Here is an 18,010-nt window from a genome sequence, read left to right as displayed (position 1 = left end):
TAAAAACCACCTGGAGACGGCCGGCACGCAGCGTTAGCTGCCCCCCATGCCGCGATCGATCTTGCGCGCGAGGATGATCGACGTCGTGGTGCGCTCGACGCCTTCGAGGCCGCCGATCTGGTCAAGCAGATCGTTGAGCCGGTCGGGCGAATCGGCCCGCAGCCACGCGACGTAATCGAATTCGCCGCTCACCGCGCACAGCAGCTGGACTTCGGGCATGCGTCCGAGCCGCTTCTGCACGTCCTGCCCGTACCTCGGCGCGATGATGATGCCGACGTAAGCGTAGATGCTTGCATCGAGCACGTCCTGCCCGAGTCTCACGCTGTAGCCTGCGATCACGTTCGTTTTTTCGAGCCGCGCGATCCGCGCGATCACGGTCGTACGCGCGACGCCGAGCTGGCGCGCGAGATTCGCCACGCTTTCGCGGGCGTTCTCCTGCAAAAGGGCGACGAGGTTTCGGTCAAGGTCGTCGAGCTGGTCGAGGCGCGGTGGTCTCATCGATGGGGGCGGTCACGTTGAAGGAATGCGTCGGTGCCGGCAGGCACGACGCCATGCGTGGATTATCGCCTGCCGTCGTGCAATGTCATGCACGGTGTTCACGCCAGACGCACGTCGAACTCACGCCCCGAACCGCTCGACGACGAAGTCGATGAACGTCGTCAGCTTCGGCGTGGCGCGCTGGTCGCGTGCGTAAATCAGATGCACGGGCGCGCCGTCGGGCAGATAGTCGTCGAGTACCGGCACGAGCTGTCCGCTATCGATCTCTCTTGCGAGCAGCGCCTCGGGTTGCATCACGAGACCAAAGCCGCGCAACGCCGCGACCTTCAGCGCCTGGCCGTTGTTCGCGCGAAAGCGTCCTGCGCGCAGTGAGTTCGCGCACGCGGTTTCGCCGTCGAGCCGCCATTGCCCTTCCCGCCCCCAGTGCAGAAAACCGAGGCATTCATGGCGTTCGAGATCGGCCGGCGTGCGCGGCGTGCCCATGCGTGCGAGATAGTCCGGCGAAGCGCACGCCCGCATCCGGTAAGGCTTGAGCGGCCGCGCGACAAAACCCGAATCCGGCAGTTCGCCGATGCGGATCGCCGCATCGAAACCCTCGTCGACGAGATCGACAATCCGGTTCGACAGATCGAGTTCGAGACTGACTTCGGGCCACGCGCCGAGATAGTCGGTCATCGCGGGCGAGAACACTTCGACGCCGTAGGTCAGCGGCGCAGTGACCTTCAGCACGCCGCGCGGTGTGGCCACCATTGCCTCGGCGAGCGATTCCGCCGCCCGCACTTCCGCGAGAATCCGCCGGCACTGTTCGTAGTATTGACGGCCGATCTCGGTCAGGCTCTGGCGGCGCGTGGTGCGCGTGAGGAGCCGCGTGGCGAGCCGCGTTTCCAGCGCACGGATGTGCTTGCCGACCATCGCCGACGAAATGTCGAAGCGCTCAGCCGCGGCCGTCAGGCTCCCCGCCTCGACGACCGCCACGAAGATCTCCATGCTGACGAATTTGTCCACCTGCTATTTCCTGTTCGTTTCGGTTGTAAGGAGTTGTGGCAAAGCGGCCTGATGTCACGGATATCGTGATACTAATAGCGCCCACGGTGAAGCGCGCATGAACCTGCGAAGCTGGCGGCAGGTCAACCCTTCGACACACAGCGCTTCCGCCCGACACGAACAGACATCAGGAGTCTCGATGAAAAAAACTCTCGTTATTCTCGCCTCCACGCTGGCGATGAGCGGCGCATTTGCGCAAACCGCGGCACCGGCATCCGCCGCTGCGCCGGCGCCGGCCTCGGGCGCGGCGCGTTATGAACAGCGTGTGGAGCAGCGCATCACGTATCTGCACACGCAGCTGAAAATCACGCCGCAGCAGGAACCGCAGTGGAAGACATTCGCCGACGTCATGCGTACCAACGGCGAAACGATGTCTGGCCTCTATGAGCAACGCATGGCGAATCCGGACCGCTCCGCACTCGACGACATGAAGCAGTATTCGGCAATCGCCACCGCGCACGCGGACGGCACGAAGAAGCTGCTCGACGCGTTCGAGCCGCTTTACACGAGCCTTTCGCCGGACCAGAAGAAGCTGGCTGACACGACGTTCCGTCATCCGTCGCGCGCTGAGGGACATCACGGCGGCAAGGGCAAGAAGAAGGCCGCCCCGGCAGACGAAACCGTCAAGCCGTAAGGTTCCGGGTCTGGCGGTTCGCCGTCAGACTGGCCTCGAAAGCATCAGTAACGCCCGCGGTTTTATCGCGGGCGTTGTTGTTTCTGGCGTGCGATAAACGCGGCATGCCCGAAGCCGCAGGGTGCACGCGGGCAGTTTTCGCGCTACCCTTGCGACCCTGGAGCCCGCCTGGCGCGCCGCGTGAGCATGTCGCGCAACCCGCGCGTCCCGACCTGCCTGAACTCACGCACTACCACCCGAATTCATGATCGAACTGAAGAATATCGACCTGCGCACCGATCCGGCTGCGCAACGCTACGTCAAGGACGAGACCGTCAGCGTCGAATTTGCGCCGGGCGACGGCGAGTTGATGAGCCTCGAAGGCCCGAACCGCTACACCCGGGGCGATGCGCTCATTACCGGTTCGACGGGCGACCGCTGGGTGGTCTCGCGGGAGCGCTTCGATGCGAAGTACCTGCCCGCCGACGCGGCGCATGCGCACGGCCAAGCCGGACCGTATCGGAACCGGCCAGCCGTCGTGCTGGCGAAACAGATGGATGCGCCGTTCTCGATGGCACGCTCGGCGGCGGGCGGCGACGTGCTGCACGGCACCGCTGGCGACTGGATCATGCAATATGCGCCGGGCGACTACGGCGTCGTTCAGGCCGCCCGCTTCGCGAAGGTGTACCGCCGGGCGGATTGAACCTGGCGGCAACGCTCGCGCCCGGCAACGCAGCCGGACTACGCGAACTCGTCGCCGAGATCGACGGTGACCTCACGCGGCACGGCCTCGCCGTTCGCGTACATTTCCTCGAGCGAGCCGAGCGTCGCTTCCACATACGCTCGCAACACCGCGAAGCTGCGGTCGCGCAGGCGCGCCGGCGTCGCCCGAAAGCGCGCGAGTGCGGCCGGCGTGATCACGACGCTCATTGTGATGCGCCGCGCCGTCGAACCGAAGCGCATCGCGACCCAGAGAACAGTCAGGACCGGCGTGCCGTCGTCGGCGGGACGCTCGACGAACTGGGTCTGCTCGGGGAACAGGTCGCTGATGACACGCGCCAGTTGCTCGAAATCGGGGCTCGCGCAGTCGTATTGCCTCGCTTCCATCGTCATCGTTATTGGCTGGAGGTTTCAGTTGATTGAACAGGGCGCGACGGGCGACGGAACAGCTTGACCAGCATGGCCGCCACGCCGAGCGCCACGACCACGTAGATGCCATCGACCGCAACGAGCGGCAACAGACGCGCCTGGAACAGCGCCGCCGGCAGATCGACCGCCGCGTGCGCGACGATCGCGAGCGGCAGAATCCACTTCCACCCTGCCCGCACGCCGCGCCACATCAGTACCGACAACGCAATCTGGAACACGAGCGCCGCCACGCGTTCGACCGCGAAAATGCCGGCCGTCGCGGGCGACAGGCCCGCGAGAACCAGATGGATGCGCATCATCGATTCGGCCGGCACGTTCGACAGATGCAGAGCGAGTTCGCCGCGGTTTTCGAAGATGGCGAACACGATCCACTGAATCTGCACCAGCACGCCGACGAGCCACGCTTCAGCGCCGCCGTGACCGATCCCGTACGAGAGCGCGGTGCCATTCGTGCGGGCGGATGGCGAGCCGTTCTTCAACGCACGTTTGAGCAGGAGACGCATCGCGATGAAGCGCCCGGTTTCCTCGCAGATGCCGGCAGCGAACGCGCCGTAGATCACGAACGACACCGGGTTCGCCAGCAGCGTCGCCGTGGCCTCGTTCTGCTGCAGCACGAATGCGTTCAGCGCGCGCTCGACCACCATCGCGAAGAATGCGAATGCGGCGATGCCCGCGATCGCGTCACGGCGGTCGAGCGCAAGCGGCGTGCGGTAACGGCGATACAGCAGGATGGGCAAAGCAGCGACGAAGAGCGTCGCGAGCGCAAGACACGTGAGGGTGAGCGGTGCTACGACCATGAGCTTCCTTGCAGCAACCGGCGCGCACACTACGCGCCGCAGACCGCGTGATCTTAACTGATATCACTGCAACCTCAGGTTGCGGCGATCACGTGCGTCCCGTGTCGACCCGGGGCCGTCGTTTCCGCGAAGCAATACGAATGACCGAAGTCCGTCTTACATGCGACGGCGCGCCGGGCGCGTAGCGCCTGACGCGCGTCGGTCACAACGGGCTGGCATCTACCCGACCCGGCGCGGGGAAAGCCCCCTCCGCTCCCAGCGCCGACAATCAATCTACTCGACAGACAGCTTTCGCTTCGGCGTATGCGTACGTTGCCGCGTCTCCCACCCTTCGGCCAGACCCACATCCGCGTCTGACGCGGGCAGCATGGGAACCGCGCGGAGCAGGTCGGACGCACGTTCTGCGAGCATGATCGTCGGCGCGTTCAGATTGCCATTGGGTTCGGTCGGGAATACGGACGAGTCGATCACTCGCAAACCCTCCATGCCACGCACCCGCAACGCGGAATCGACCACCGCCATGTCATCTTCCCCCATGCGGCACGAACCACACGGATGCATGGTGCTTTCCAGGTTTGCCCGGACAAATGCGTCGATTTGCTCGTCCGTTTGCACGTGCGCCCCGGGAGCGAGTTCGGCATCGCGAAAGCGGTCCATTGCAGGCTGACCGATGATTTCTCTCGTCAACCGCACGCAGCGTCGGAAGCCCTCGCGGTCCTCTTCCCGGTCCAGATAGTTGAAGCGGATTTCCGGATGCGTATAAGGATCGGCCGATACCGACCGCACGTAACCGCGGCTCTTCGGTTTGTTCGGTCCGGTCAGTACCATGAAACCGTGTCCCTTGAACGGCTTGTCGCCGTCGTAGCGCATGGCGGCGGGCAGGAAATGGAATTGAATGTCAGGCCAGCGCAACCCCGCTTCGGAGCGGATGAATCCACCGGCCTCAAAATGGTTGCTGGCCCCCAGACCATCCTTGAACAACAGCCATCGCAGCCCGATCATGAACTTGCTGAACGGGTCCATTTTCGCATTGAGTGTAACGGGCTCCTTGCAGGCGTACTGAATATAGATTTCCGCATGATCCTGCAGGTTCTCGCCCACGCCGGGTAAATGATGCCTGACCTCGATCCCCGCCTTGCGGAGTACCTCGCCGGGCCCGATTCCGGAGCGTTGCAGCAGATGAGGCGAACCAATCGGGCCGGAGGCGATCAATACTTCGGCGCGGCATCGCGCGACGTGCGTGCTTCCGCCCTGATCGTACTCGACTCCAACGGCGCGCTTACCTTCGAGAATCACGCGGCGCGTCATCGCATTCGTCACCACAGTCAGATTGGGCCGCTTCATCGCCGGGCGCAAGTAGGCGTTGGCGGTGGACCAGCGCACGCCATCCTTGACCGTCATATGCATTGCGCCAAAGCCTTCCTGCATATGACCGTTGCAGTCTTCCGTCTTGATGTATCCGGCCTCCGCCCCCGCCTCGATCCAGGCGCCGTACAGCGGATTTGCCATGTTGTTGCCGTTGTTGGTGCTCAGCGGACCTTCTGCGCCCCGATATGCATCGCCGCCAAACTTGTAACTTTCCGCGCGCCGGAAATACGGCAGGCAGTTGCGATAGCCCCAGCCGCGAGCGCCCAGCTCCTCCCATTCATCGAAGTCGCACGCGTGGCCGCGAATATAGACAAGACCGTTGATCGAGGACGATCCACCCAGCACCTTGCCGCGCGGGCAATGCAACTGGCGGCCATTCAGATGCGCTTCGGGAGCCGTCTGATAGCGCCAGTTGTACTTCGACGTATTCATGGGCATTGAAAACGCGCTCGGCATCTGAATGATGACGCTGCGATCGCTGCCGCCGAATTCCAGCACCAGAACGCGGACCGCCGGGTCCTCGGTAAGCCGGTTGGCCAGTACACACCCGGCCGATCCAGCGCCCACTATGATGTAATCGAATTGCTCGGTAGCCATGATATTTGCCTGCTTCGTAGATCTTGACGGGGTCGTCTGTGGTTCAGTAGCGACCTTTGTCGCCGGTGGTGTATTGCGGTGAGGTCTTCTCGATGGAAGCAATGACGGACGCTTCGTGCTTCAGATCGAGTGAGCGCGACAATGCGTAGTAAGCCAGGCCCGAGACGAACAAACCGACCAGCCACGCCAGATCGACGCCGCCCATCGCACGGGAAAGCGGCCCGATATACACCTCGTTGGTGCCGTCGAGCACGCAGAAGAACGGAATCATCGAAACGAAACCGATCACGTACGCAATCAGACCGCGCGCGCCCCACTTTCCGTAGAGGTTGTTGTCAGGCAGGAAGAAGTGCGGAATGGCATAGCGACCCTTGCGAACGAAAAAGTAGTCCGTCAGATTGACCGCGGTCCAGGGCACCAGAAAATACAGCATCACCACCAGGTAAATGTTCAGGACGGAAAGTCCCTTACCCGACGTATAAATGCTGAGGGCCACGCCGAGCTGAAGGACCACCACAAAGAGAATCGCCAGAATGCGGGTCCGGGGAGTCGTCTTGACTTTGCGGAACGAATCGACTGCCGTGATAGTCGTCAGTTTTGCGCTATAGATGTTCATCGCGATGACCGGCAGAAAAGCCAGAATCGTGACGCCGACCACAACGCTTCCCATCCCCGGTGCGAGGTCGCTGCCCACCTGATTCAGCGCGACCAGTACATCGGTCGCATGCAGATGGTCCGCGAGCCAGCCGCCAATCGCGATCATCCACGCGCCTGACAGCGATGCGCCGAGGAACACCGCCGCAATCAGTTTGCCGGCTGGCGTATTTTTCGGCAGGTAACGCGAGTAGTCGGATACATAGGGTGCGTAGGCGATGTTGTAGCTGGCGGCGGCCGCGAATTGCGCAATGAAAGCTATCCAGCCGAAGCCCAACGGTGGCGTCGGCGTCGCGCCCGGGGCCACCGCGGCAAGCGGCACGTCATGCACCCAATGCATCAGCACAGCCACCGTGACGAGTCCGTAAAGAGGCAGCGACAGATACAGCGCCCATTTGAAACTCCGGTGCATCCAGTCGTGGCCGAGAATCGCCAGAATGGAAGCCGGCAAGGTCACCGCCAGCGCCACCTTGACGGGGTCCCAGTTGAACAGTGCTTTGAGGCCCTGCATCATCAGCACGAGGTTGACGATGTTGAATCCCGCAAACACGAATAGCGTTGCCAGCAGAACGACGATGACCCCGCGATAGCCGAACTGCGCTCTCGACTGAATCATCTGCGGCAAACCCAGATGAGGACCTTGCGATCCATGAAAGGCCATGAACAGGGTACCGAACATGATGCCCAGCGTGCCGGCAATCGTGGTCCACAGCGCGCTCAGTCCAATGCTGGGACCCACAAAGCCAATGGTCATGGTAAAGAAAGTGAAATTACCCAGAAACCAGAAGGGTCCTTGCCTGGACAACCTGTCTGTTCGTTCGTTATCCGGAATAAAGTCAATCGAATGGCCTTCAATGGCGCCGTGTTCAACCCCGGTTACGGTGTCTTTTACTGTTTCGTCTGCTACTTGCATCATGTACCCCTGACTGGAATGAGAGGTTGATGGAATGAAGATAGAGCGGTCATGTGCGCCAGCTGCAGCACCGGCCCGTCACGTAGCCCCTGGCTCACGTTCGTTTCGGGCGCCACCGGCGGATTGACGGCTCAGTGCAGCGTGATCCAGACCGCTTTGCTCTCCATCAGATGATCGAGTTGTTCGGGGCCGAGGTCTTTGCCGAAGCCGGATTCCTTGAATCCACCAAATGGCATCGACGGGTCGATGGTGCTGTGCGCATTGACGTAGACCGTGCCGGCGCGCAGTTGTGGAATCAGCCTGTGCACACGGTTCAGGTCGTTGGAGTAGATCGCAGCGGCGAGACCATATGGCGAGTCATTTGCCAGCGACAACGCATCGTTTAAATCGTCAAAGGGTGTGGTCACCAGTACCGGACCGAAGATTTCTTCGCGGACTATTTTCATTTCGCTGCGGCAATGCGCAAAGATGGTCGGCTCGACGAAGTAGCCTTGCCGATCCAGCGCATGACCGCCATGCACGACTTCCGCGCCTTCGCGCCGTCCGGCTTCAATATAGGATTCGACGCGATCCTTCTGGAGCGCGGAAACGAGCGGACTGATAAAGCAGTCCCGATCGAGGCCGGGCGCGATCTTCATCGTGCGCGTATGTTCGATCAGCGCGCCAATGAACCTGTCGTGAATGCCGCGCTGGATGTAGACCCGCGCACCCGCATCGCACACCTGTCCGGAATTGAAAAAGATGCCATTCGCTACGGCTTGCGCGGCCGCTTCGATGTCGGCGTCCTCCAGCACCAGCACCGGCGATTTGCCGCCCAGTTCGAGTGTGACGCGTTTGATGCCGTCTACGGCCGTATGCCCGACAGTGCGGCCCACTTCGGTGGAACCCGTGAACGTGATCTTGTCGATACCAGGGTGGGCAGCCATCGCCGCGCCAATTTCGCGCCCTCGCCCCGTGATGACGTTGACGACGCCGTCGGGGATCCCGGCCTCATGCACCAGCTCGGCGAAGCGCAGCGTAGACAGCGATGTAAGTTCAGCCGGCTTGATGACGGTCGTGCAGCCGGTGGCAAGCGCGGCCGCTACCTTCCACGCCATGGTTTGCAGCGGGAAGTTCCACGGCACGATCACGCCGACGACGCCAATCGGTTCTTTGCGGGTGTAGGCAACGTAATCGCCAGGCAGAGAGGGCTCGACCGTGCGGCCGTGGAGCTTCGACGCCCAACCGGCAAAATAACGAAAGGTGTCGATCGTGCCTTGCACGTCGACGTCACGCGCATTGGCAACGGATTTGCCTACGTCGATCGATTCGATCTCGGCCAGCTCCGTTGCGTTCGCTTCGATCAGATCGGCAAGGCGATGGAGCAGCCGTTCGCGCTCAAGGGGTTTGAGCCTTCGCCACGGTCCACCGTCGAACTGCCTGCGGGCCGCTTCGACCGCGCGATCCAGATCGGCGGTCGTGCCGAGGGGAATGTGCGTGATGACACCCGCGGTGGACGGTTCGAGCACCGCGAGGGACTCCCGGTCGCCTTGCGGAACCCAGGTACCCCCAATAAACATCCTCTGCGGCCTGGTCAGAAAGCGTTGCGTCTCTTCCCGGATGCCGAACTTCTCCAGGTAATTTTGTACAACTTTATCCATCATTGTCTCCTGTGTTACGGATTAACTGGTACGCGGCCTCTGTTGGGCCGGTTTCGTGCTTATGGATGCGCCTGAACCTGACCATCGATATAAACGCGGCTTGTGGCGGCGCGGCGTTTTGAGAGACTATGGACGACACGGCCACGGGCAAAAATCACGTGGATCAGATGTTCATATCGGAAATATCGAAGCAAAAGGCGCAAAGGGAGCGACGACGGTGATCCAGTTGCAGGACGTGGACCTCAAGCTGCTAAGGGTTTTCATGACGGTGGTGCGGTGTGGGGGGTTTTCCGCCGCCCAGGCGACCCTGAACGTCAGTCAGTCGACCATCAGCGAACAGATGACGACGCTCGAAACGCGCCTGGGGCTCAAGCTTTGCGAGCGCGGGCGCAGCGGGTTCCGTCTCACCGAACACGGCGTGGCGACTTACGAGGCGGCGCAGCGGCTGCAACTGGCGGTAGAGAACTTCTGTGTGGATACCGATGCACTCAAAAAGTACGTCTCAGGCAGGCTATACCTCGGCATCATCGACAACACCGTGACCGACTCGGCGTCACCTCTGCCGCAGGCACTGCAGGCTTTCGTATCGAGGGGGCATGACGTGCATCTGGATGTCTACGTCGGCACGCCCGCCGAGCTGGAGGAACGTGTGCTCGATGGTCGTCTGCACATTGCAGTCGGGCATTTTCCGCTACACGTACCCGGGCTCACCTACACCGATCTCTATTGCGAACCGGACGGCCTTTATTGCGGGAGCAGTCATGCGCTCGCAGGCATGTCGCCCGACGACGCGGCGCTGGAACAGGCGATTGCCTCGAGCCGGGTTGTCGCGCGCGGCTATCTTCAGCAGCACGACCTGCGAATGCTCAGTGTCAGCAAGGCAGCAGCGACCGTAGACAACATCGAAGCGCAGGCCATTCTCATTCTGTCGGGCGCGTACATCGGGTTTTTGCCAATTCACTATGCTGCCCGATGGCTCGCGCGCGGCGAAATGCATCAGATATGCCCGGCACAGTTCGGCTCGCAGTCGCCATTTTGCGCGATCACGAAGCGCGCCACGGTGCCCCCCACTATCCTCCAGGTATTCATGACGGACTTGATGGAAAGCTACCGTCTGGCCCAGCAGACGGCGCACACGGCGTGAGATTGCGAAGCGCTACCGCCCGGTGAGCGTGACAGGGACGACGGCAAGATGCCTCACGTACCCCACTTTTCCGGTCCCGGGCATTACGTGAGACGTCTGGACTTTCAGCTTGTCGCGCGACTGTAGACCAAAATAGAAGTATCACCGCTTCGCAAGTAAAAGTGTCACGTCCGGGGTCCTCGTAGTGGTTATCAGAAAATCCATGTCCCCCTCAATAGCCTGACTCATGGGAGGCAAAATTCTCACCGGCTTGCCCCGACAAAGGCGTCACCGTGATTGCCGTTCGAATCGCACGAGGCCGTTGGGCCCTCGTCACTATCGATCGACCCTCGGCGCATCGTCCGGGTGCGCAGAAGCACTGGAGCCGTCGACCATCGCGGCGAGCGACACGGCATGCAACTGCCGGGAGATTCGAATGGATACTCACGGGCGGAGTAGACGAGGCGAACGTGTGTGGTTCGTTGACTGACGCGGCGCACGGGCAAACAAGTACGTAGACCGCAAAGCGACACCGACGCGCGCGACAGCGTGTGTCGGTGTCCAGGGCGAACCAATCTGCTTTTGTTCAGCGTCGCAAGCTAATGGAGCTTGATGGCGGGACTGATACGGCTTCGCAACCAGTGACTCGCAGTATCAAGCGCCATCCGGGTAAAGCCGGTGAGAACCAGTAGATGCTTCCGGTACAGCATCTTATACATCACGCTCGCGGCCCAGCCCTCGACGAAGACCGTTCGAGACATAACACCGCTGGCAAGATGGCCGACTGCACCATTCCGGCCAAACGACAGTAGCGTACCCAAGTCCCGGTATGTGAACGCAGGAATCGGACGACCACGGATGTCCTGCATCAGGGCGTTACTCAGGAACACGGCCTGTTGATGAGCAACCTGCGCCCGCGGGGGTAGAAATCCGCCGTTTGACGACGCGGGGCACGCAGCACAATCGCCCATCGCGAAGACATTGGGATCGGTCTGCGTCTGCAGCGTGGCACTCACCATCACCTGGCCCAGTCCGTTCAATGCCAGTCCGTCCAGCGCCTTGAGCACAGGCGGTCCAGCCACGCCCGCGGCCCAAATCGTAATGTCGCCAGGTAATTGCTCTCCCGCCCCCGTCACAATGGCGTTCGCCTGAACTTCGGCCACGCGAGTACCCGTAAGGACATCAACCTGCAATCGCGCAAGATGCTCCTGTGCCCGCGCGGACATCCGCTCAGAAAGAGCCGGAAGCACACGAGGGCCGCTTTCTATCAACCGGATACGGATGTCTCGCACAGGATCCAGCGCGTGCAGCCGATAGTCGCTCAAAAGCCGTACAGTACTGCGCAGCGCTGCTGCAAGCTCCACCCCAGTGGCACCTGCGCCAATGACGTTGATGCTGACGGTCGCGTCGCCTTGCCGCCCGCGAGACACGCGTACATGGTTCGCCCGCACACAAGCGCCAAGTAGCTTTCGCCTGAACTGTTCGGCCTGGACGACGTTCTCCAGACTCAACGCGTGCTGTTCGGCTCCGGGAACACCGAAAAAGTTGGTCACGCTTCCGAGCGAGAGCACCAGACGGTCAAAATGCAGGACACGGCGAGGAACCACTTCGTGCCCGTCCACGTCGGCGGTCGCCCCGACCATGACAAGGCGTTGCGCCCGGTCAACTTGCTCCAACTCACCCTGCTCAAAATGGAAGTTGTTCCACTTAGCCTGAGCTGCGTATTCGATCTGATGACTGGCCGGATCGATTTGTCCGGAGGCGGCCTCATGCAGCAGTGGTTTCCAGAAATGGGTTGGCGAGCGGTCCACCAGAATGATCCTGGCAAGCCCGTCCCTACCGACGGTGTTTCCGAGCCGCGTGGCAAGTTCCAGACCGCCTGCACCGCCGCCGACGATCACAATGCGATGCGGTGCTGCCTGGCTGGACGGGCGGTTGTGGTTGTCAATTTTCATGATCGGGTTTCCTGTGGCCGGGTGGTGCGTCTCGCCGACTACGCTCCACAACGTGCGTTCATTGTTGCGAGAGCCGCCTTCGAATCTCGCGCGAACCAGGCAAGTCTGCGGGTCGGTCGGCTGGCGGTGACTGTATAAGACATATCCTCCAGATGGACGCAGGTCGGTATGCCGAAGCGCTCTGCCTCGCTCCGTTCAGGTTCACTACTGGCGCAGGCAACGGCACACTCACACGGAACACCGAGAGTGCGGAGGGCCACGTCGTACGGGTGCAGCCTCGTCCCGTTGGAAAACGGCTGATCTCCAGACACCACCGCAGAAAAATAGTCCAGGCACGCCGCTCCAAACTGTTCCTCGAGAACCGCGTGGAGTCGCTCCGCAGGCAAGGCGGTGACAAGACCCAGACGGTATCCCTCGACCTCGGCAGAATGCAGCAAACGCGCAATCGCGCTCCGTTGGTCCACCGATTCCTTCGAAACGGGAGCCGCTTCGAATCGCTCCAGGGCCGCGTCCAGCCTCATTACGATGGCTTCAATAGTCATAACCTTCTTACCTCAGTGAGAATGCGTCGCGACGAGTTGGTTGCCGACGTCATGGCCGAACGATATAGTCGCGACAAGGACGATACAATTTAATGTTTTTACTTGATATATAAGCTTTCACTAATGTTAAAGACTGCAACGTTTCGTCAGCTGAAAGCGCTGGACATGGTCTCCAAGCTGGGCAGCATCTCTCGCGCGGCGGAGGAACTGCACCTCACCCAGCCGGCGATTTCCCTTCAGATTCGATTGCTGGAAGAAGCCGCAGGTGCACCACTCGTGCAGCGGGTCGGGCGTGGTGTCCAGCTCACCGCCGCGGGCGATCTTCTTGCGCGATACGCGTTGGAGATTCTCGACCTGTGGAATGAAGGAGTAGACGAAGTCGCCGCGCTGCGGGGCGAGCTCGGGGGCACCCTGCGGATCGGAGCAATCACAACCGCCGAATACCTTATTCCGCCACTGCTCGTTCAATTCACTGAGCAGCGACCACACGTGAAGGTGACCTTCAAGGTCGGCAATCGGGATGACATCATCCGGATGCTTGCGACGCACGAGATCGATCTGGCTGTAATGGGAAGTCCCCCGCGAGAGTTACGAACAGTTGCCACGGCCTTCGCAAAGCACCCGATGGCGTTCGTTGCTTCTCCGTCGCACCCGCTGATGCAGCACAGGCGACTTTCACTTAAGGACCTCGAGTCGGCAAATCTACTGGTGCGGGAGCGTGGCGCTGGCACTCGCGCCACCGTCGAAAGTCTCTTCAAGAATGACGGCCGCACGCTTCATATCGGCTCGGAGCTATCGAGCAACGAAGCAATCAAGCAAATGGTGGAAGCCGGTCTAGGCATCGCCTTCCTGTCATTGCACGCTTGCGCGCTCGAGTTCCAGGCAGGACTTTTGGCACTGCTTCCGTTGTCCGGCAATCCGGTCGAAAAAGACTGGTATGTGATGCATACGTCCGATAAGCGCCTTCCGCAGGTTGCCGCGCTGTTTCGCGATTTTCTCGTCGAGCGCGGAGCGTCGGCGGCGTCGGCACGGCGACCGTCCGAGTTGACTGAGGCGAAGCGAGGCCGCCGCGCCTCCGCGCCGGCTGATCCGAATCAGACACGGGGCCGAGCACGAACGCTACATGGCGAGCGTTGATGCATATCAATCTGTCAATGCGAAGGGCGCCGCTTCATCGACTTCGCAAGCGGGATCGCCGTCAACAATGCAGGTCACCGCCATCCGAAGATCGTGGCGGCAATCCGCAAACAGCTCGACGAGGGCTTTATCCATTCCGCGTACCAGATCGTCCCGTATGCGTCATACGTCGAACTCGCAGAGAAGATCAATCGCTTCGCACCCGGCTCGCGGCCGAAGAAAACCGCGGTCTTTACGACGGGTGCCGAAGCCGTTGAAAACGCGATCAAGAGCGCCCGCGCAGCGACCGGCCGTTCGGGTGTTATCGCCTTCAACAGTGGATTCCACGGCCGCACAATGATGGGCATGGCGCTGACCGGCAAGGTCGCTCCGTACAAGATCGGCTTTGGGCCGTTCCCGGGCGAGACCTGTCACGCGCCATATCCGTGTGAATTGCACGGCATCAGCGTTGAAGATGCGTTGGACGGTATTGCGCCAGCGCTTTAAAGTCGACATCGATCCGCTGCGTGTCGCCGCCTTCATCTTCGAGCCGGTGCAAGGCGAGCGCGGGTTCTACATGGCACCCACGGAATTCGTGCGCGGGCTGCGTGCCCTTTGCGACCAGTACGGCATCCTGCTGATTGCCGACGAAATCCAGACTGGCTTTGCGCGTACGGGCGAGCTGTTCGCGATGCAGCACTACGACGTCGAAGCTGACCTGATGACGATCGCGAAGAGTCTCGCGGGCGGCATGCCACTGTCAGGCGTAGTCGGGCGCGCCGACCTGATGGACGCTGCGCAACCGGGCGGTCTCGGCGGCACCTATGCGGGTAACCCGCTCGCAATTGCCGCAGCATGCGCGGTTCTCGACGTAATCGCGGAAGAAGATCTCCCGGCGCGTGCGATCAACCTTGGCACGCAACTGAAGGAGCGACTTGCCAGCATTCAGGCAAGGTTGCCGCAACTCGCCGAAGTACGCGGTCCGGGCAGCATGGTCGCGGCCGGGTCCGTCGACCAGAAGACCGGCGCACCTGACCCGGTGTTCAACGGCGCGTCGGCCCGATGTTTCGAGGTTCTGACGGTGACACATTTAATGCGGCCCACGGCGGCGCAGTGCCGAAGTGGCCCGGGTCGTGAAGGCCTTTTGCCACCCGATGCGACTGGGGGCCAGGACGTCAGCCGCGCCGCGCGAAGCGCCAGACAATTAACGGGAAAGGTGTCGTTTGACTTTGCGTTGATGCATCACGCGGCCAATCGTGTTCAGCAGCAATTGCGCAGCCAGGATCGAAGTTGAACCCGAATGGTCATAGTCGGGTGCGACTTCCACGAGGTCGATGCCGATCACGTCACCCTGTTCCGCAAGGCCAGCGAACAGTTCGAGTCCTTCGTAATACAGCAGGCCGCCGTGGCTGGGCGTGCCCGTGCCGGGCGCAATCGACGGATCAAAGCCATCGATATCGATGGTCAGGTAATAGCGCACCCCCTTCGGAATGCGGTCGAGTACACCCTGGATGCCGAGACGCCGAAGGTCGCGCACCGAGATTATGTCCGAGCCCATCTCACGCGCCTGTGCATACCCTTCGCGCGCGGTAGACGACACGTTGCGGATACCGATTTGCGTCATGCCCGATACCACGCTTTTTTCCGCTGCACGCCGCAGCGGATTTCCGTGGCCATGACGCACGCCATGGCGCTCGTCGACGAAATCGAGGTGGGCGTCGATATGGACGATATGAAACGGCTCCTGACCTTCGAACGCATTGATACACGGAATGTTGATCGAGTGATCGCCTCCCATCACTACCGGCAACGCGCCTGCCGCCAGGATCTTGCGCACGCCGTATTCGATGTTGGCGTGACTCTTCTCCGTGTTGGTATGCACCATGTCCGCATCACCGATATCGACAATGCGCACTTCGTCGCTGGGCAGGTAAACGACGTCGTCCTCGAAATCGTACGCACCGCCGTGTCCGAAGGAGAACAGCGTCGACGCATCCCGAATCGAACGCGGACCAAACCGTGCGCCCGCTCGCCACTGCGTACCGCAGTCGAAGGGCGCGCCCATTACCGCGACGTCCGCGTCGAGCTTGTCCCAGTCAAGACACAGCGGAGACTTCGCGAACGTGCAGATTCCAACAAACGGCAAGTTGAGCCGGCCAGTTTCGTAGCTGTTTTCAGACATGATTGCCTTCGTCCTGTTGCTGATTCAAATATGCGAGGTGCACAGGGCGCCCGCTTCTCTGCTGTGCCGTTGTCCGTTTTGACGGGCCAGCGGTGCATCTGGAGGGAGTCTAGGCAAACAGTTTCGACAGAAAAATGCTAATAGTCCGATATACATATCGGGATTGTCCGAAGCGATTTCTGGAGGTCACCAGAGCGTGATTGTGCGTGTCACGCACGCGAGCGGGACGTTGACTTCTTCAATTTGAAAATACTTGCCGTCGTATCCTTGAAAGGGTAGCCTTGCGCTGTTCTACAACGAAGCACGGGAGAGATCGTCCATCCGCGACGACGCCGACGGAGCAACCGCCCCGGAAACTCTCAGGCAAAAGGACCGTGCAGCGAGAACATCTGGAGAGCGGCGCATGCGCGCCCACCGAAGGGGAGCTACTGCCGTCACCGGTATTGGCGAAACTCTCAGGTACATGGACAGATGGGGCATTCGTCCCGGCCAGCATCGGCCGGCAATGCTCAACGAACACTGGACCATGTCATGTCCCACATCGCCATCATTGGCGCCGGCATTACCGGCGTCACGACTGCTTACGCCCTCGCCCGTCGCGGTTACCGCGTCACCGTTCTCGAACGTCATCGCTATGCGGCAATGGAAACTTCATTTGCCAACGGCGGACAACTCTCCGCCAGTAACGCTGAGGTCTGGAATAGCCGCGCCACCGTGTTGAAAGGCCTGCGCTGGATGTTTAGCCGCAACGCCCCGCTCCTCATGAATCCGCGGCCGGATTGGCACAAGTACAGCTGGATCGGTGAGTTCCTGCGCCAGATTCCGAACTACCGCAGCAACACGATCGAAACAGTGCGACTCGCCATCGCTGCACGCCAGCATCTGTTCTCGATTGCTGAGCGGGAACAGATCGATTTCGACCTTGAGCGACGTGGCATTCTGCATTTTTATGCCACCCGTAAGGAGTTCGAGACGGCGACGAAGGTCAATGCATTGCTACGTGAAGGCGGCCTTGATCGGCGCCCTGTGACGCCTGACGAAATCCACGCCCTTGAGCCTGCGCTTCAGGGGCACTTCCACGGCGGCTTTTTCACCGAGTCGGATTCGACCGGCGACATTCACAAGTTCACCCGCGGTCTTGCGGAGGCCTGTGTGCGTCTGGGTGTCGAATTCCGCTACGACACGACCGTGCAGTCCATCTCCGAGGCCGCGGATGGGGAACTTGAAATTGCGTTCATGCGTGAAGGTCATACGGATACGGATAACTTCGACCGGCTGGTGATATGTGCGGGTGTCGGAAGCCGTGCTCTCGCCGCGTACCTGGGAGACCACGTGAACGTCTATCCGGTGAAAGGTTATTCGATCACGGTCTGTCTGGACGATACAGGAAGCCAGCAAGCCGCGCCCTGGGTCAGTCTGCTTGACGACAACGCCAAGATTGTCACCAGTCGTCTTGGCGCTGATCGCTTCCGCGTGGCGGGAACGGCGGAGCTAAACGGTATGAACCGCGACATCCGCTCAGATCGAATCCAGCCCCTCGTCAACTGGACGCGTAAGCATTTCCCGGATATGTCGACGGCGCGCGTCATTCCGTGGGCGGGCCTGCGCCCCATGCTCCCGGGCATGTTGCCCAAGGTTGGCGCCGGTCGTCGACGCAACATTTTCTACAACACCGGTCACGGGCATTTAGGGTGGACGCTCTCGGCAGCGACTGCTGAAGCTGTGACGGAGCTCGTGGTTACCAGCACGTCCAGTTTGACGGGCGCGGAGCCCGCGACAACGCGAAAAGACCTCCCGGTCAACGTCTGATAAGCGCTTC

At 61.2% G+C, this 18,010-nt stretch carries 14 protein-coding genes, 1 pseudogene and 1 riboswitch; of the genes and pseudogenes, 6 read left to right on the top strand and 9 right to left on the bottom strand.

The window, feature by feature from the left end; genetic code table 11:
- Positions 1-33: 33 nt before the first annotated feature.
- Together LPA36_RS25540 and LPA36_RS25535 are read right to left on the bottom strand one after the other, a co-directional pair.
- Positions 34-498, bottom strand: coding sequence for an Lrp/AsnC family transcriptional regulator (locus tag LPA36_RS25540; RefSeq protein WP_228882883.1), 465 nt, complete (start codon positions 496-498; stop codon positions 34-36).
- A 120-nt stretch (positions 499-618) separates the two neighbouring features.
- Positions 619-1,503: a LysR substrate-binding domain-containing protein gene (locus LPA36_RS25535; protein ID WP_228882881.1), complete on the bottom strand. Its 885-nt coding sequence runs from the start codon at positions 1,501-1,503 to the stop codon at positions 619-621.
- Between the two features lie 178 nt (positions 1,504-1,681).
- Between LPA36_RS25535 and LPA36_RS25530 the strand changes: the two genes are divergently transcribed.
- Together LPA36_RS25530 and LPA36_RS25525 are read left to right on the top strand one after the other, a co-directional pair.
- Positions 1,682-2,176 carry a Spy/CpxP family protein refolding chaperone gene (locus LPA36_RS25530; RefSeq protein ID WP_228882879.1) on the top strand — a complete coding sequence of 165 codons (495 nt, stop codon included), beginning with the start codon at positions 1,682-1,684 and terminating at the stop codon, positions 2,174-2,176.
- Positions 2,177-2,420: 244 nt separating this feature from the next.
- Complete coding sequence (locus LPA36_RS25525) at positions 2,421-2,858, top strand: PGDYG domain-containing protein (protein ID WP_228882878.1); 438 nt, start codon at positions 2,421-2,423, stop codon at positions 2,856-2,858.
- Positions 2,859-2,896: 38 nt separating this feature from the next.
- Here LPA36_RS25525 and LPA36_RS25520 read toward each other — a convergent pair whose 3' ends face one another.
- From LPA36_RS25520 to LPA36_RS25500, 5 genes are all read right to left on the bottom strand, one after another.
- Positions 2,897-3,262, bottom strand: coding sequence for a DUF3022 domain-containing protein (locus tag LPA36_RS25520; protein ID WP_228882973.1), 366 nt, complete (start codon positions 3,260-3,262; stop codon positions 2,897-2,899).
- A gap of 8 nt (positions 3,263-3,270) precedes the next feature.
- Positions 3,271-4,101 carry a YhfC family intramembrane metalloprotease gene (locus LPA36_RS25515; RefSeq protein ID WP_228882876.1) on the bottom strand — a complete coding sequence of 277 codons (831 nt, stop codon included), beginning with the start codon at positions 4,099-4,101 and terminating at the stop codon, positions 3,271-3,273.
- 273 nt (positions 4,102-4,374) lie between these two features.
- Positions 4,375-6,066 carry a choline dehydrogenase gene (betA, locus tag LPA36_RS25510; protein ID WP_228882874.1) on the bottom strand — a complete coding sequence of 564 codons (1,692 nt, stop codon included), beginning with the start codon at positions 6,064-6,066 and terminating at the stop codon, positions 4,375-4,377.
- Between the two features lie 43 nt (positions 6,067-6,109).
- On the bottom strand, positions 6,110-7,633 hold the full coding sequence (locus LPA36_RS25505) for a purine-cytosine permease family protein (protein ID WP_407674335.1): 1,524 nt from the start codon (positions 7,631-7,633) through the stop codon (positions 6,110-6,112).
- Between the two features lie 131 nt (positions 7,634-7,764).
- Positions 7,765-9,273 carry an aldehyde dehydrogenase family protein gene (locus LPA36_RS25500; protein ID WP_228882966.1) on the bottom strand — a complete coding sequence of 503 codons (1,509 nt, stop codon included), beginning with the start codon at positions 9,271-9,273 and terminating at the stop codon, positions 7,765-7,767.
- A 217-nt stretch (positions 9,274-9,490) separates the two neighbouring features.
- On the opposite strand from LPA36_RS25500, the gene LPA36_RS25495 reads away from it, so the two are divergent.
- Positions 9,491-10,417, top strand: a complete 927-nt coding sequence (locus LPA36_RS25495) for a LysR family transcriptional regulator (RefSeq protein ID WP_228882870.1) — start codon at positions 9,491-9,493, stop codon at positions 10,415-10,417.
- A 578-nt stretch (positions 10,418-10,995) separates the two neighbouring features.
- Here the strand turns inward: LPA36_RS25495 and LPA36_RS25490 are convergent.
- The gene (locus tag LPA36_RS25490) at positions 10,996-12,351 is read right to left on the bottom strand and encodes an NAD(P)/FAD-dependent oxidoreductase (RefSeq protein ID WP_228882868.1); all 1,356 of its coding nucleotides are present in this window, start codon (positions 12,349-12,351) and stop codon (positions 10,996-10,998) included.
- 665 nt (positions 12,352-13,016) lie between these two features.
- Here LPA36_RS25490 and LPA36_RS25485 point away from each other — a divergent pair.
- Both LPA36_RS25485 and LPA36_RS25480 read left to right on the top strand, forming a co-directional pair.
- Positions 13,017-14,030: a LysR family transcriptional regulator gene (locus LPA36_RS25485; RefSeq protein WP_228882861.1), complete on the top strand. Its 1,014-nt coding sequence runs from the start codon at positions 13,017-13,019 to the stop codon at positions 14,028-14,030.
- A gap of 21 nt (positions 14,031-14,051) precedes the next feature.
- Positions 14,052-15,054 (top strand): annotated as a pseudogene (locus tag LPA36_RS25480) (aminotransferase class III-fold pyridoxal phosphate-dependent enzyme); the annotation flags it as partial.
- Positions 15,055-15,213: 159 nt separating this feature from the next.
- Here LPA36_RS25480 and speB read toward each other — a convergent pair.
- A complete protein-coding gene (speB, locus tag LPA36_RS25475) occupies positions 15,214-16,191 on the bottom strand; it encodes an agmatinase (RefSeq protein WP_228882858.1) in 978 nt (325 codons plus the stop codon).
- Between the two features lie 294 nt (positions 16,192-16,485).
- Positions 16,486-16,576, top strand: a riboswitch (glycine riboswitch).
- A 146-nt stretch (positions 16,577-16,722) separates the two neighbouring features.
- On the opposite strand from speB, the gene LPA36_RS25470 reads away from it, so the two are divergent.
- On the top strand, positions 16,723-18,000 hold the full coding sequence (locus tag LPA36_RS25470; protein WP_228882856.1) for a D-amino acid dehydrogenase: 1,278 nt from the start codon (positions 16,723-16,725) through the stop codon (positions 17,998-18,000).
- Positions 18,001-18,010 lie beyond the last annotated feature (10 nt).

Source organism: Paraburkholderia saeva (genome assembly GCF_907164555.1).
Lineage (GTDB): Bacteria > Pseudomonadota > Gammaproteobacteria > Burkholderiales > Burkholderiaceae > Paraburkholderia > Paraburkholderia saeva.
Note: the sequence above shows the minus strand (reverse complement) of the source record. Positions and strands in the feature narration are given on the sequence as shown.